The following is a 14,436-nucleotide window of genomic DNA, read 5'->3' on the forward strand; positions in this document are numbered from 1 at the left end:
CGAAAGCCCATGACCCATCTTCCAGAACGCCTTATCACCGGCTACCGAAATTTCATGGCCGGCCGTTACAGCTCCGAGAGCGACCGCTATCGCAAGCTGGCCAAGGATGGCCAGTCTCCGCAAACCATGGTCATCGCCTGCTGCGATTCCCGGGCGGCGCCCGAAACGATCTTTGATTGCGGCCCGGGCGAACTGTTCGTCGTGCGCAATGTGGCCAATCTTGTGCCGCCCTATGCGCCGGACGGCCAGCATCACGGCACCTCGGCAGCGCTTGAGTTTGCGGTGCAGAGCCTCAAGGTAAAGCATATCGTGGTGATGGGGCACGGTCGCTGCGGCGGCATTGGTGCGGCACTAAACCCCTCGGCAGAGCCGCTTTCGCCGGGTGACTTCATCGGCAAGTGGATGGGCCTCGTCGCGCCGGCGGCCGAAGCACTCTCCGGCAATGAACTGATGACACCGGCAGAGCGCCAGACAGCGCTGGAACGTATTTCGATCCGTTACCAGGTGCAGAACCTGCGCAGCTTCCCCTGTGTGAAGATACTGGAGGACAAGGGCAAGCTCTCCCTGCACGGCGCATGGTTCGATATATCCAGCGGCGAGCTATGGGTGATGAACCCCCAGACCGGCGATTTCGAACGGCCAGAACTCACCTGACGGACCACCCGTTCATGCGGACACCGGGTGTTTCTGCCTGACTGCGGATACCCTAAACCGGCCCCGGAGGGCTCGGTCGCAGGGCTGTCGCCAATGCCGGTTCAGGCAATCTGTTCCAGATCAGCCATGAAATGATCGCGACGGTTCCAAGCGTCGGAATGATGAGCACCATTGCCAGCACCGGATCGCCAATTAGCGCCGCGATGCTGCCACCGGCAAGCCCGGTTCCCATCTGCAGAAAACCGGTGAGCGACGATGCCGAACCCGCGATGCGTGGAAACGGCGCGAGGCCGGCTGTCATCATTGCCGGCATCACAAAGGCAATGCCGAAGGCATAGACCCCCACGGGGCCCATCACCCCGATAAAGCTCGGATCGAACAAAGTGAGGGAGAAAATCAGGAGCAGGCTGCCCGCGCCGATGGCAACAAGGCCGATGGGCACCAGCCTGTAGGCTCCAAGTGACTTCATCAGGAAACGCGCCGCAACCGCGCCTGTGAAATACATGCCCGACTGCGCCAGCATGCCGATCCCGAACTCGGCCGGCGTCAACCCGACGCGGCTCATGAGAATGAAGGGCAGCACTGTCGCCTGTGTGTAGAGCGCCCCCACCGCACCGGCGATAACCAGGCTGGAAAGCATGAAATAGGCATTGCCGAGCAAAAGGCCATATGACTGGATCAACGCACTCGGGCTGATGCGTGACAGGTCGCGCGCAACCGTCTCGCGCATGCAGAAATGTATGACCAGCGCAATCACGGCACCCGCCCCAAGCATGAGAACGAAGATTGCATGCCAGCCGGCAAGCTGCATTGTGAGGCCGCCAAGAGTGGGGGCGAAGGCCGGACCGATCGCCAGAATGATGCCGATCAGGTTCATGATGCGGGCGGAGCTTTCCTGGGTGAAAAGGTCGCGCACCACCGCGCGCGACACCGCGACGCCAACCGCAGCCCCAAAGCCCTGCATGAAACGCGCCGCGATCAATGTCTCGATGTTGGGCGACATCAGCGCGATGAAGCTCGCCACGACATAAATGCCGATAAACGCGAAGGTGACGGGCTTGCGCCCCAGCCCGTCCGACAGGGGTCCGCAGAAAAGCTGGGCAAATGCAAAGCCGGCAAAATAAAGCGATATGGTCATCTTGACCGCTGCTTCCGTGGTGCCGAACGCCTCCACGATCTGCGGCATGGCAGGCGTGAACAGCGCCATCGAGACCGGCCCGAGCGCCACCAGCATTGCCCCGATGATGCTGACACGCCGCTCGCTCATGAGCGGCGGCGCGGCAACATCATCCGGTGTGTCCGCACGCAGGTTCATAAACGCGCCTCCGCACGGGCGTCGGCAGGTTTTTGCGAGAACCCGGCAAGATTGGCGCGAACAAGTTTCAGCTGATCGAGCAGGCTTTCCCATTCTGCGTGGCTGAGCGAGCCCGCAGCCTTCTTCCGCATCTCCGCAGCCACCCGGCCAATCGCCTCGAGAACGTCGTCAGCCCCATCGGTGAGCTCGACCAGCTTGGCGCGACGGTCCTTCGGATCGTTTGCACGGCGGATAAGTGCCCGCGCTTCGAGCCGGTCCAGATAACCGCTGAGCGTCATGGCCTCCACGCCCATGCGTTCGGCCAGGACATTTTGCCGGACGGCTCCAGCGCGCGCCGCATGCACCAGGGTTCTTGCCTCACCAGGCGTTACACCAAGACCGGCATCCGCGATCGCGCGGTCCATCGTGCCACGGATCAGGCGATGGATGTCGGCGACCAGAAAACCGAAGGAATCAGGATTGACGGAATGCGTCACAACAGTTGCCCCTTATTATAAGGTAAGCTTAATATAAGCACTACATATAGTCATGACCGATCATCGTCAACTCCAGCCATTGCGCGCCTGACAACCAACGCCTACATCGCAGGGAGCCCACCCTTCCAACATTCTGGAACCCTCATGCAGAAATCCGCCCCAATCGATCTCGCAACGCACCCGCTGACGAACTGGACCGGCACGCATGGCCTGCCGGATTTCACCGCGTTCGACGACGCAGCATTCGCACCTGTGTTCGAGGCTGCCTTGAGCGCGCACAAAGCCGAGATCGCCAGGATTGCCGGCAACGCCGAAGCACCCGACATCGACAACACGCTGGCCGCACTGGAGCTTGCCGGAGACGCTCTGTCGAAGGTCTCCGCGGTTTTCTGGTGCCGGGCCGGCGCACATACCAATGAGACGATCCAGACGCTGGAGCGGGAGATTTCACCGCGTATGGCACGGCACGTTTCCGCGATCTTCATGAACGATGCGCTCTTCGCCCGCATCGACCGGCTTTATCAGGATCGTGAGGCGCTGGGTCTCGATGCGGAAGCAAGCCGCGTTCTGGAAAAAACCTGGAAGCGTTTCGTCCGCGGCGGCGCGCAGCTCGATCCGGATGACAAGGCGCGGCTTGCCACGATCAATGAGGAACTGGCCGGGCTTGGCGCGCAGTTCGGCCAGAATGTGCTTGCCGACGAGAGCGGCTGGGCGCTGTTTCTGGACGAAAGCGACCTGGCCGGGCTTTCCGATGCCCTGAAGAGCGCCATGGCCGAAGCTGCTGAAACGCGCGGTGAGGAGGGGCGGTTTGCGGCGACGCTGTCGCGCTCCATCGCCGAGCCATTCCTCGCCTCGTCAGAACGGCGCGACCTGCGCGAAAAAGTATTCAGCGCGTTTACGAAGCGTGGCGAGAATGGCGGAAAGACCGACAATTCCGACGTGATCGCCAGCACACTGAAGCTGCGCTCCGAAAAAGCGAAACTGCTCGGCTACGACTCCTATGCCGCGCTGAAACTCGACGACACGATGGCCAAAACGCCCGAAGCCGTGCAGAACCTGTTGCAACCGGTCTGGCAGAAAGCGCGCGAGAAGGCCGCCGAGGACGAGAAGGAACTGGCCCGCCTCGCCGCGCGGGAAGGGCAGAACCACGCCATCGCCCCCTGGGACTGGCGCTACTATGCCGAAAAACGGCGCGCCGAGCGCTTTGCTTTCGATGAGAGCGCTCTCAAACCCTATCTCGCTCTGGAGAATGTCATCGCTGCTTCGTTCGATGTGGCGCACCGGCTCTTCGGACTTACCTTCGAGGAACTGAAAGCGGTGCCCGCATGGCACGAGGACGTGCGCACATTCATCGCCCGCAACGCCGATGGCTCCACGCGGGGCCTTTTCATGGCCGATTATTTCAATCGCCCGTCGAAGCGCTCCGGCGCATGGATGAGCGCGCTTCAATCCGGCTATCGTCTGGGGGAAGGCAAATCCCCTATCATTTATAATGTGATGAACTTCGCCAAACCGCCGAAAGGGCATCCCGCCCTGCTCTCCGTGGACGAGGCGCGCACGCTGTTCCATGAATTCGGACACGCACTGCACGGCCTGCTGAGCGATGTGACCTGGCCATCCATCTCCGGCACCTCGGTCTCGCGCGACTTCGTGGAACTGCCCTCGCAGCTCTTCGAGCACTGGTTCACGGTGCCTGAGGTGCTGCAGAAGTTTGCGCTGCACCACGAGACCGGCGAACCCATGCCGCAGGAACTGGTGGAGAAAATGCGCGCCGCCCGCACGTTCGACGCCGGCTTCGCCACAGTGGAGTTCACCGCATCCGCACTGGTCGACATGGCCTTTCACAGCCAGGTGGAAGCACCGGAAGACCCGCTGCGCTTCGAGGCGGAAACGCTTGAGAAGCTCGAAATGCCCAGGGCCATTGCCATGCGCCACCGCACGCCGCACTTCCTGCATGTGTTCGCCGGCGATGGATATTCAGCCGGCTACTATTCATACATGTGGTCGGAAGTCCTCGATGCCGATGCGTTCCGTGCCTTCGAGGAGAAAGGCGATCCCTTCGATCCCGAGACGGCGGAAAAGCTGCGCCGGCACATCTATTCTGCGGGCGGTTCCGCAGATCCCGAAGACCTCTACAAGGCCTTCCGGGGCCGCATGCCCACCCCGGAAGCCATGATGGAGAAGAAGGGACTCGCCTGAAAGGGCTTTTGACAGTCACGGATGTGTCATGTGAGCGATAACTCACTGCAACATTGAAGCACCAGATTGCCTCCCGAGAATCAACCAGATTGAGGGAGACTGTCATGAAGTCCTTCGCAGTGAGTACCCGCCGCAAATTCCTGCTAGGAACCGGCGCAACCGCACTCGCCACCGCCGTGGGCGGGCTTGCCATGCCCGCCATCTCGCGGGCCTCTTCGCGCCCCCTGTTCACACACGGCGTCCAGTCCGGCGATGTCGACACGACGAGCGGCATGATCTGGACCCGCACGGACCGGCCGGCGCGGATCGAGTTCGAGATCTCGACCACCGAGAGCTTCGCCAACCCCGTGCGGCTGCCCACCATGGACGCGCTGCCGGAGAGCGATTTCACCGTGAAGCGGCTGCTCGAAAACCTCGCCTCGGACCAGGACATTTTCTATCGCATGAGGGCCGTTGACCTGAACGATGTCTCGGCTGGTTCCGAGCCCATTGTCGGCCAGTTCCGCACGGCTCCGTCTGCCCGCCGCGACATCCGCTTTGCCTGGTCCGGCGATACGGCGGGTCAGGGCTGGGGCATCGACGAGACCGGCATGAAGACCTATGCCACCATGGCAAAGCACCGCCCGGATTTCTTCCTCCACTCGGGCGATACCATCTATGCCGATGGCCCGATGGAAGACGAGGTCACGCTGAAGGACAGCAGCGTCTGGAAAAACACCGTGCTCATCGACGAAAAGCGCAAGGTTGCCGAAACGCTGGATGAGTTCCGTGGTCAGTGGAAATACAACATGATGGACGATCACGTGCGCGCGCTGAACGCCGTCTGCCCGACCTTCTTCCAGTGGGACGATCATGAAGTGGTCAATAACTGGTCGGCCTCCAAGGACCTTTCGGAAGACGATCGCTACACCGAAAAGTCGGTGGCGCTGCTACAGGCACGCGCGGCACGCGCTTTCCACGAAATGACGCCGATCCGCTATACCCCGGCCGAGCCCGGCCGCGTCTACCGCAAGATCGCCTACGGGCCGATGCTGGACGTCTTCTTCCTCGACATGCGCTCCTACCGAGCCGCCAATTCGGAAGGTCTGCAGGAAGCCGCCGGCGAGGAAACCCGCTTCCTCGGCGACGAGCAGATCCGCTGGCTGAAACGCGAACTCGCCAACTCCCGCGCCACATGGAAGGTCATTGCCGCCGACATGCCGATCGGCCTGGTGGTGCCGGATGGCGACAGGATCGAGGCGATCGCCAATGGCGACAATGCAGGCCCGAAAGGCCGTGAATTCGAGATCGCCGATCTGCTGCGCTACATCAAGAATGCGGGCATTGAAAACACCGTCTGGTTCACCGCCGATGTGCACTACACGGCAGCCCATTACTACAATCCCGACAAGGCTGCTTTCCAGGACTTCAAACCGTTCTGGGAGTTCGTGTCCGGCCCGCTTCACGCCGGCACGTTCGGGCCCAACAAGCTCGACGGGACGTTCGGACCTGAGCTCAAATATGTGAAGGCTCCCAGCGAGGAACAGGGCGCCAACCTGCCGCCTTCGGCCGGCTTCCAGTTCTTCGGTCTTGTCGACATCGACGCCACCACGGAACAGATGACCGTGCGGCTCATGGACCGCGACGACAGCGAACTCTACAAAGTGACGCTCGACCCCGTGCGCTCTGCCTGACGGACCACGCAGATCAGCAAACCGGGGCCTCTGGTCCCGGTTTTTTTGCGCGCTTTCGAAAGATTAAGCCAACAGTTGGCTCAAACTACCAATTTATTGGAATGCCATGCCCAATAGGTCGCAGTTTGAGAAATTGCATCTTCTGTCAAGCGGCATTAACTAATCTGCATCGCACGCACTCACGGAGAGCACGATGGATCAGACATACACGCCCCGGGAAGCCGGTGCCGCGGCGAAGGCCACCACCGCGCGGCCGGATGTGACCGTCTTCTTCGACCAGCGCACCTTCTCCGCGCAATATGTCGTTGCCGATCCGGCGACCGGAAAATGCGCCATCATCGACCCGGTGCTGGATTTCGACGAGAAATCGGGCAGCACGTCGACGGAGAATGCCGACAGGCTCCTTGCCTTTGTTGCCGGGAACGGGCTGGAACTCGAGTGGATCCTCGACACCCATCCCCATGCCGACCATTTCTCCGCTGCAAGCTATCTGAAGGAGAAAACCGGCAGGCCCATTGCCATTGGTGAAAGGGTCATAGAGGTTCAGAAGCTCTGGAAAACAATCTACAACTGGCCCGAATTCAAAGCGGATGGTTCGCAGTGGGACAGGCTTTTTGCCGACGGCGACACCTTCACCATCGGCTCGCTGCCAGCAAGGGTCATGTTCTCGCCCGGCCACACCCTGGCTTCGATCACCTATGTGATCGGCGATGCCGCCTTCGTTCATGACACGCTCTTCATGCCCGATTCCGGCACGGCACGCTGCGACTTTCCCGGCGGCAGCGCCGAACGGCTCTGGAAGTCCATCCAGGACATTCTCAGCCTGCCGGACGAGACCCGCATATTTGTCGGTCACGATTATCAGCCGGGCGGGCGCGAACCTCGATTTGAAAGCACTGTCGCCGAACAGAAGGCGTCAAACACTCATATGTCGAAATGCGAAACGGAAGCCGATTTCGTTGCCGTCCGTGAAGCGCGCGACAGGACCCTGCCAATGCCAAAGCTCATCCTGCACGCACTGCAGGTGAACATGAACGCCGGGCAACTCCCCGCGCCGGAGACCAATGGCAAGCGCTATCTCAAGTTTCCGCTCAACGCGCTCGAGGGCGCAAGCTGGGGCTGATCTTGCGGCCGCCCGCGGCACGAAGGGCAGTGAACACTTTCGCAATTGCGAAAAAACCTGTATGAGCGCGGCAACGCAACTGGCCGCGCCATGCCTTTCGCGCGCCTACCGACCCCAAAAGAGCACACATGAAACTGCGCAATATTGCGATCATCGCCCACGTTGACCATGGGAAAACGACACTCGTCGACGAGCTTATGAAGCAGTCCGGCGCCTTCCGCGAGAACCAGCGCGTCGCCGAACGCGTCATGGACTCCAATGACATCGAAAAAGAACGCGGCATCACCATTCTTGCCAAGGCCACTTCGGTGGAATGGAAGGACACCCGCATCAACATCGTCGACACGCCCGGCCACGCCGATTTCGGCGGCGAGGTGGAGCGCATCCTCTCCATGGTGGATGGCGCCGTGCTTCTGGTGGATGCCGCCGAAGGCCCGATGCCTCAGACCAAGTTCGTTGTCGGCAAGGCGCTCAAGGTCGGTCTGAAGCCGATCGTCGCCATCAACAAGATCGACCGTCCGGACGCGCGTGCCGACGAGGTGATCAACGAGGTGTTCGACCTCTTCGCCGCGCTCGACGCTACGGACGAGCAGCTCGACTTTCCGATCCTCTACGGCTCGGGCCGCGACGGCTGGATGAATTACGAGCCCGAAGGCCCGAAGGACCAGGGTCTCGCCCCATTGTTCGACCTCGTGCTCAAGCATGTGCCCGAGCCGACCACCGAGCCCGGCCCCTTCCGCATGATCGGCACCATTCTGGAAGCCAACCCATTCCTCGGCCGCATCATCACTGGACGCGTCGCCGCCGGCTCCATCAAGCCGAACCAGGCGGTGAAGGTGCTGCATCACGACGGCACGCTTCTCGAAAACGGCCGCATCTCCAAGATCCTCGCCTTCCGCGGGCTTGAGCGCCAGCCCATCGAGGAGGCCCATGCGGGCGACATTGTCGCCATTGCCGGTCTCTCCAAGGGCACCGTCGCCGACACGTTCTGCGATCCATCGGTCACCCAGCCGATGGAAGCCCAGCCGATCGACCCGCCGACCGTGACCATGAGCTTCATCGTCAACGACTCGCCGCTGGCCGGCACCGAGGGCGACAAGGTGACGAGCCGCGTGATCCGCGACCGCCTCCTGAAGGAAGCCGAGGGCAATGTGGCGCTGAAGATCGAGGAAGCCGACGACAAGGATTCCTTCTACGTCTCCGGCCGTGGCGAACTTCAGCTCGCCGTTCTCATCGAAACCATGCGCCGCGAAGGCTTCGAACTTGCCGTCTCGCGCCCCCGCGTGGTCATGCAGAAAGACGAAAGCGGCCAGCTTCTCGAGCCCATCGAGGAAGTGGTCATCGATGTGGACGAGGAGCATTCCGGCGTCGTCGTTCAGAAGATGTCGGAGCGCAAGGCCGAGATGATCGAGCTGCGCCCCTCCGGCGGTGACCGCCAGCGCCTCGTCTTCCACGCGCCCACGCGCGGCCTGATCGGCTACCAGTCTGAGCTTTTGACCGACACGCGCGGCACGGCCATCATGAACCGGCTGTTCCACGATTATCAGCCCTACAAGGGCGAGATCGGCGGCCGCGTGAACGGCGTCCTGATCTCTAACGATGACGGCGAGGCAGCGGCCTACGCCCTGTTCAACCTGGAAGATCGCGGTCCGATGGTGATCGACGCCGGCGTGAAAGTCTATCACGGCATGATCATCGGCATTCACTCCCGTGACAACGATCTGGAAGTGAACGTGCTGAAGGGCAAGAAGCTCACCAACATCCGCGCCGCCGGCAAGGACGAGGCGGTGAAACTGACTCCGCCGATCCGCATGACGCTGGAGCGCGCGCTTTCCTGGATTCAGGAAGATGAGCTGGTGGAGGTGACGCCGAAGTCGATCCGCCTGCGCAAGCTCTATCTCGACCCGCACGAGCGCAAACGTTTCGAGAAAAGCCGCGCCGGCGCGGCTTGAGACTGACCGATTTTCCGGCCAGGTTGTCTGCATGAATGACCTGGTCGAACCGCTCTATGCCGAACCAGATGTCGCGCAGTTCTATGATTTTCGCGGGGCTGCGCGACCTGACCTGGCTTTCTGCAGGAAACTCGCCGGCAACGCCCGCTCGGTTCTAGACCTCGGCTGCGGAACTGGCGAACTGGCCGCTCTCCTGAGCGCAGGTCGACGCGTTGTCGGGGTCGATCCCGCAGCGGCTATGCTCGACATCGCGCGCACCCGCCCAGATGGCAGTACGGTGGACTGGACCGAAGGCGATGCACGCACGATCCGACTTGATGAGCGTTTCGATCTGGTTGCTCTCACGGGCCATACGTTTCAGGTCTTTCTCACCGAAGCGGATCAGCGCGCTGTGATTGAAACCATCGCCGCACATCTGAAACCGAGTGGCCAGTTCATCTTCGACAGTCGCAATCCGGATTTTCCCGGCGGGAAGACCCGCACAAAGGAAACGACACTACGCCGCTTCACACACCCCGGGCATGGTGAGGTCGAAGCGTGGAATGAGTCCACCTTTGACGACGCGGCGCAGATACTCAGCTATCGAAACAGCTATCGCGCGCTGAAAAGCGGTGAGGTGCATACGGCCACGGCACGCATTCGCTATACGCCGAAGAATGTCATCGCAGAGCTGTTGCAGGAAAGCGGGCTTCAGGTCGAACGATGGTTTGGGGATTGGACCGGAAGCACCTTCGAACCGGCATCGAAGGAGATCATTCCGCTTGGGCGCGCAGTGCCGCAATAGCCAGTTGAAGCACGCTGTAGCGTCAGGCGGGCACCAATCTCGCGCCTGGCGCAGCCGTCAACACATCCCACCATCCGGGTTGACAGTTTCCATACATAGCGCCCTAATCTCCGTACCTTCGTGGAGGAGTTCCCCAATGGATCCCGCATTCCTGCTCACGGCGCTTGTCGTCGTGCTCATTCCAGGCACTGGTGTGATCTACACACTGGCCATCGCGCTTGGCCGCGGCGGACTGGCATCCGTTTCGGCCGCATTCGGCTGCACGCTTGGCATTCTGCCCCATATCGCAGCCGCGGTCCTCGGCATCGCCGCCCTGCTGCACGCCAGCGCGATGCTGTTCCAGATCGTGAAATTCGCCGGGGTGCTCTATCTCCTCTGGATGGCATGGGGTGCGCTGAAGGAGAACGGCATGCTGAATGCCGAACCCGACCGCAGCGCGATCCCGCATCGGGCGATCATCCGCCGCGGCTTCCTGATCAACATTCTGAACCCAAAGCTCTCGATCTTCTTTTTGGCCTTCCTGCCCCAGTTCATTCCCGCCGAAAGCGCAATGCCCGCGCTCGATATGGCATGGCTGGGCTTCATCTTCATGGCGATGACCTTTGTCGTCTTCGTGCTCTACGGGCAGATGGCTTCGCTCGTGCGAGGCAGGGTCCTGTCGAGCCCGACCATCATGAAATGGCTCCGGCGCTCGTTTGCGGCAGCCTTTGCCGCGCTCGGCCTGCGTCTGGCGCTCTCTGCAAGGTAGAACAAATGGATATGTCCGCCCTCATCATCTTTGCCGGCGCCCTGCTTGTCGCGGCCGGCTCTCCCGGCCCCAGCATCGCGGCGCTGGTTGCCCGCGTCATCACGCGCGGCTGGCGCGATGTGTTGCCATTTCTGGCCGCCATGTGGATCGGCGAGGGGATCTGGCTCTCCTTCGCCATTTTAGGCCTCGCCTATGTGGCGGAGACCTTCCACATGGCTTTTGTGACGATCAAATATGCGGGCGTGGCCTATCTGCTCTATCTCGCATGGAAGATGTGGACCGCGCCCGTGGAAACGGGTGGCGAAGCCCTGCCCAATGCCGGCTCGCGCCTGCGTCTCTTCTTTACCGGCATGGCAGTGACCCTCGGAAATCCGAAAATCATGATGTTCTATCTGGCGTTGCTGCCCACCATCATCGATGTCGCCTCGGTAACGCTGATCGGCTGGGCGGAGCTGACGCTCACCATGGTGGTTGTTCTGGTGGCGGTGGATGCCGTGTGGGTGCTTGCCGCCACACAGGCGCGCAGGCTGCTCAAAAGCCCGCGCGCCATGCGCATTGCAAACCGCACCAGCGCCTCGATGATGGCCGGCGCAGCGGCGGCCATCGCAACGCGCTAGAGCATCGGACCGAAAAGTGGAACCCGGTTTTCGGACTATTCCGATGCTCCATCAATAGTCTGGATCGCCGTGCGTCCCGCATGGACGCAGGGCGATCTACAGCGCCGCGCGTCTTATAAGACGCGCAAAGGACGCTGTAACACTTTCAAATGATGCATGTTCGTTGTCTTTCAAATGAATTCATTTGAAAGCGACATGCATTAGAGCAACCACTCGATCCAGCGGCCATGGAAGTCGCAGCGTGCAAGATCGCGGCGCTCTCCAGTGGGCCACAGCGTGAGCGAAACCAGCGCGAATGGCTCATTCGTGTCCGAGGGTTCCATGCGCAGCCATGCGATGGGTGGACCGCCTGCCCGGCCAGCCGTTCCAAGCGCGGTCTCTATACGGGCCCGCGTTTCATGGCGAAGGTATTGCCACATGATCGAATGGAAAAACACCGTGACCCGATCGGGCCGGCGGGCGGCAAGCGCGGCATCCACAAAGTCAGCGGCATCCGCCTTTTCCAGTGCGAAAGGCGTCTCGTTTGCCAGCTCCATTGCCGCGCGCAAGCGGGAAAGCCGCACCTCCTGATCCGCCCACACATAGGAGGTCAATCGCAACCGCTGATCATCCCGCGACACATCGATGGGCGCGATGTCGCTGCCCTGGCGCGTGGCGATATCCAGTGCCCCCGACAGGTCCGGGGCTGCCCCTCGCGTCTCGGGCGCCAGCCTCACGGGTGAATCGGCGTTGCCCCATACGCTATCGCCATAGCGGTAGTGAAAGCGGTCAAACAGAAGGTTGAGCCCTGCGCTCGAGCCGATTTCATAAAGGTCGAGCGACCGGCCGGTTTCCCGCGCGATCTGGAGAAAGCCCGGCATAAGCATCGCCGAACGACCGATCTCGTTGGTCTGTGGTGGGCTGTCCAGATTGGCGCAAAGACGCTCATCATGGCGGGCGATGGCCGCGCTCACGGCCTTTCGAAGCGCCTCAGGCGAAGCCGCGTTCGGTGGATAGACCCCGGCAAGTGCGGCATCCTCACCGGCAAGCACAAGCGCATGAAGCCCGCCGCACAGACGCAGCGCCAGCGCATCCTCCCCGGCCTCGCCCGGCCACCCGAGCACGCGCGCGCCGGTGGCGGTCTCGCGGTCCAGTGTGTCGGGCAGAAGACGGCACAGTTGCGCCGTAAAGGGAGAGCCCATGCGATCGCAGGCTAGCGCCTGCTTCTCGAAATGCGCGCTGATATGGGTCGTCATACATCCCTCCTGCTCGTTGGGATGAAAACCCTAGCATGCGTTTTACGGCGCTTTTGCTGCAGTGCAGCATTTCATCTGGGCCAGAGGAAATGGCGTGGGCTGTCAGCTTGCCGGGCGCTCCGCCAGAGCTTTTTCAATCTCGGGCATCAGACTTTTGCGGATGCTCTCGGGCGTGAACGGCCCCACATGTTTGTAGCGGATCGTGCCATCAGGTCCGACGAGAAAGGTTTCAGGAACGCCATAGACACCCCAGTCGATCGCCGCGCGGCCATTCTGGTCGACACCGATGGCATCGTAGGGATTGCCGAGATCGCCCAGAAACCGGCGGGCGTTTTCCGGCTTATCCTTGTAGTTGAGCCCCGCAATCACGACGCGCTCATCCGTGGCGAGTTGCATCAGTAGCGGGTGCTCCTGACGGCATGGCAGACACCAGGAACCCCAGACATTGACCAGCGTGACCCGGCCACTGAACGCCTGCGATGAAAGCCCAGGCAGGTTCATCCCCTCGAGCGGGGGAAGATCGGTCTGCGGCGCGGAGCGGCCAATCAGTGCGGATGGCACGAGAGAGGTATCCTTGCCGGAAAAAAGCTGCATCAGAAAGACGGCCGAGAGCGCCAGAAAAAGCAACAGCGGCAGCAGGAACAGAAGCCGCCGCGAACGGGGCGGCTTTTCGCTCGTCACGCTCATTTCTTCGGTGCCTTGCGGTCCGAGCGGCGGCGAATGCCACGCTCCTCAAGCTCCTTGAGCTCTCGTTTGCGGCCGGCCTGATCGATCAGGATCCAAAGGCCGAGCCCCGCGATCACCAGCGCCGAGATTCCGTAGGCGGCGAAGACATAGGCTGCGTGTGTCATCGTGCTGCCCTTTCTGCTGCCCGCGCCGAAAGCCGGCGCATGGCGACAACACGACGGCGCCAGATGTCAGCGCGCATCGCCATCAGATGCAGCGTGACGAAAAGCAGTGTGAAGCCCAGCGCACAGATGAGCAGCGGCCACAGCAGCGAGGCGTGGATCGTGGGGCCATCGAGACGGAACACCGAGGCCGGTTGATGCAGCGTGTTCCACCAGTCCACCGAGAACTTGATGATCGGTATGTTGACGAAGCCGACGAGCGTGAGGATTGCCGCAGCCCGCGCCGAACGGCCGGGATCATCCATGGCCCGCGTCAAGGCAATGATGCCGAGATACATCAGGAACAGGATGAAGACGGAGGTCAGCCGCGCATCCCAGACCCACCATGTGCCCCACATCGGTTTGCCCCAGACGGAGCCGGTGAATAAGGCGAGCGCCGTGAAAGCCGCGCCGATGGGAGCAGCGGCTTTCAGCGCCACATCGGCAAGCGGGTGCTTCCACACCAGTGTTCCAAGCGCGGAAATAGCCATCAGCGAATAGCAGAACATGGCAAGCCAGGCGAACGGCACATGGATGTACATGATCCGCACGGTGATGCCCTGCTGGTAGTCTTCCGGCGCGGAGAACGCCATGTAGAAGCCGGCAGCGAGAACGGCCAGCGACAGGCCGCCGAGCCATGGAACAAGCGTGTCGGCCAGCGCGAGAAAACGCGTGGGATTGGCGAGCGCCGTCAGGCGACCGGAGAGCGTAGAGGCTTGCGGCGTGGCGTTTGTCATGCCTGAACCCATAGCGTTGCGTGTCCTGTTCCGCAA

The 14,436-nt window shown here is 61.7% G+C and carries 14 protein-coding genes; 8 read left to right on the forward strand and 6 right to left on the reverse strand.

The window, feature by feature from the left end:
• The first annotated feature begins 9 nt into the window (after positions 1 to 9).
• On the forward strand, positions 10 to 654 hold the full coding sequence (locus BLW55_RS11145; RefSeq protein ID WP_007010659.1) for a carbonic anhydrase: 645 nt from the start codon (positions 10 to 12) through the stop codon (positions 652 to 654).
• A 52-nt stretch (positions 655 to 706) separates the two neighbouring features.
• On the opposite strand, the gene BLW55_RS11150 is transcribed toward BLW55_RS11145, so the two are convergent.
• Both BLW55_RS11150 and BLW55_RS11155 read right to left on the reverse strand, forming a co-directional pair.
• A complete protein-coding gene (locus tag BLW55_RS11150; protein WP_090328873.1) occupies positions 707 to 1,969 on the reverse strand; it encodes a multidrug effflux MFS transporter in 1,263 nt (420 codons plus the stop codon).
• Positions 1,966 to 2,445 (reverse strand): MarR family winged helix-turn-helix transcriptional regulator, encoded by a 480-nt coding sequence (locus BLW55_RS11155; RefSeq protein WP_007010660.1) that lies wholly within the window; start codon positions 2,443 to 2,445, stop codon positions 1,966 to 1,968. Before BLW55_RS11155 ends, BLW55_RS11150 begins: the two co-directional genes overlap by 4 nt.
• A gap of 144 nt (positions 2,446 to 2,589) precedes the next feature.
• Here BLW55_RS11155 and BLW55_RS11160 point away from each other — a divergent pair, with 144 nt between their 5' ends.
• From BLW55_RS11160 to BLW55_RS11190, 7 genes are all read left to right on the forward strand, one after another.
• Complete coding sequence (locus tag BLW55_RS11160; protein ID WP_090328874.1) at positions 2,590 to 4,644, forward strand: M3 family metallopeptidase; 2,055 nt, start codon at positions 2,590 to 2,592, stop codon at positions 4,642 to 4,644.
• A 104-nt stretch (positions 4,645 to 4,748) separates the two neighbouring features.
• Entirely contained in the window at positions 4,749 to 6,317 is a 1,569-nt protein-coding gene (locus tag BLW55_RS11165) for an alkaline phosphatase D family protein (RefSeq protein WP_090328875.1), read from the forward strand.
• A 193-nt stretch (positions 6,318 to 6,510) separates the two neighbouring features.
• The gene (locus BLW55_RS11170) at positions 6,511 to 7,440 is read left to right on the forward strand and encodes an MBL fold metallo-hydrolase (RefSeq protein ID WP_025030924.1); all 930 of its coding nucleotides are present in this window, start codon (positions 6,511 to 6,513) and stop codon (positions 7,438 to 7,440) included.
• A 128-nt stretch (positions 7,441 to 7,568) separates the two neighbouring features.
• Positions 7,569 to 9,392, forward strand: coding sequence for a translational GTPase TypA (gene typA, locus BLW55_RS11175; protein ID WP_090328876.1), 1,824 nt, complete (start codon positions 7,569 to 7,571; stop codon positions 9,390 to 9,392).
• 31 nt (positions 9,393 to 9,423) lie between these two features.
• Positions 9,424 to 10,176, forward strand: coding sequence for a class I SAM-dependent methyltransferase (locus BLW55_RS11180; protein WP_090328877.1), 753 nt, complete (start codon positions 9,424 to 9,426; stop codon positions 10,174 to 10,176).
• Positions 10,177 to 10,312: 136 nt separating this feature from the next.
• Positions 10,313 to 10,924, forward strand: coding sequence for a LysE family translocator (locus BLW55_RS11185; protein WP_090328878.1), 612 nt, complete (start codon positions 10,313 to 10,315; stop codon positions 10,922 to 10,924).
• A gap of 5 nt (positions 10,925 to 10,929) precedes the next feature.
• On the forward strand, positions 10,930 to 11,541 hold the full coding sequence (locus tag BLW55_RS11190) for a LysE family translocator (protein ID WP_007010669.1): 612 nt from the start codon (positions 10,930 to 10,932) through the stop codon (positions 11,539 to 11,541).
• A gap of 200 nt (positions 11,542 to 11,741) precedes the next feature.
• Here BLW55_RS11190 and BLW55_RS11195 read toward each other — a convergent pair whose 3' ends face one another.
• From BLW55_RS11195 to BLW55_RS11210, 4 genes are all read right to left on the reverse strand, one after another.
• Positions 11,742 to 12,776 carry a DUF2332 domain-containing protein gene (locus tag BLW55_RS11195; protein WP_090328879.1) on the reverse strand — a complete coding sequence of 345 codons (1,035 nt, stop codon included), beginning with the start codon at positions 12,774 to 12,776 and terminating at the stop codon, positions 11,742 to 11,744.
• Between the two features lie 102 nt (positions 12,777 to 12,878).
• On the reverse strand, positions 12,879 to 13,463 hold the full coding sequence (locus BLW55_RS11200) for a DsbE family thiol:disulfide interchange protein (RefSeq protein ID WP_007010671.1): 585 nt from the start codon (positions 13,461 to 13,463) through the stop codon (positions 12,879 to 12,881).
• Entirely contained in the window at positions 13,460 to 13,627 is a 168-nt protein-coding gene (ccmD, locus tag BLW55_RS11205) for a heme exporter protein CcmD (protein WP_007010672.1), read from the reverse strand. The genes BLW55_RS11200 and ccmD overlap by 4 nt, the downstream gene beginning before the upstream one ends.
• Positions 13,624 to 14,412, reverse strand: coding sequence for a heme ABC transporter permease (locus BLW55_RS11210; RefSeq protein ID WP_090328880.1), 789 nt, complete (start codon positions 14,410 to 14,412; stop codon positions 13,624 to 13,626). Before BLW55_RS11210 ends, ccmD begins: the two co-directional genes overlap by 4 nt.
• Positions 14,413 to 14,436: the final 24 nt, after the last annotated feature.

The sequence above is a fragment of the Nitratireductor aquibiodomus genome (genome assembly GCF_900105565.1).
Classification (GTDB): domain Bacteria; phylum Pseudomonadota; class Alphaproteobacteria; order Rhizobiales; family Rhizobiaceae; genus Nitratireductor; species Nitratireductor aquibiodomus.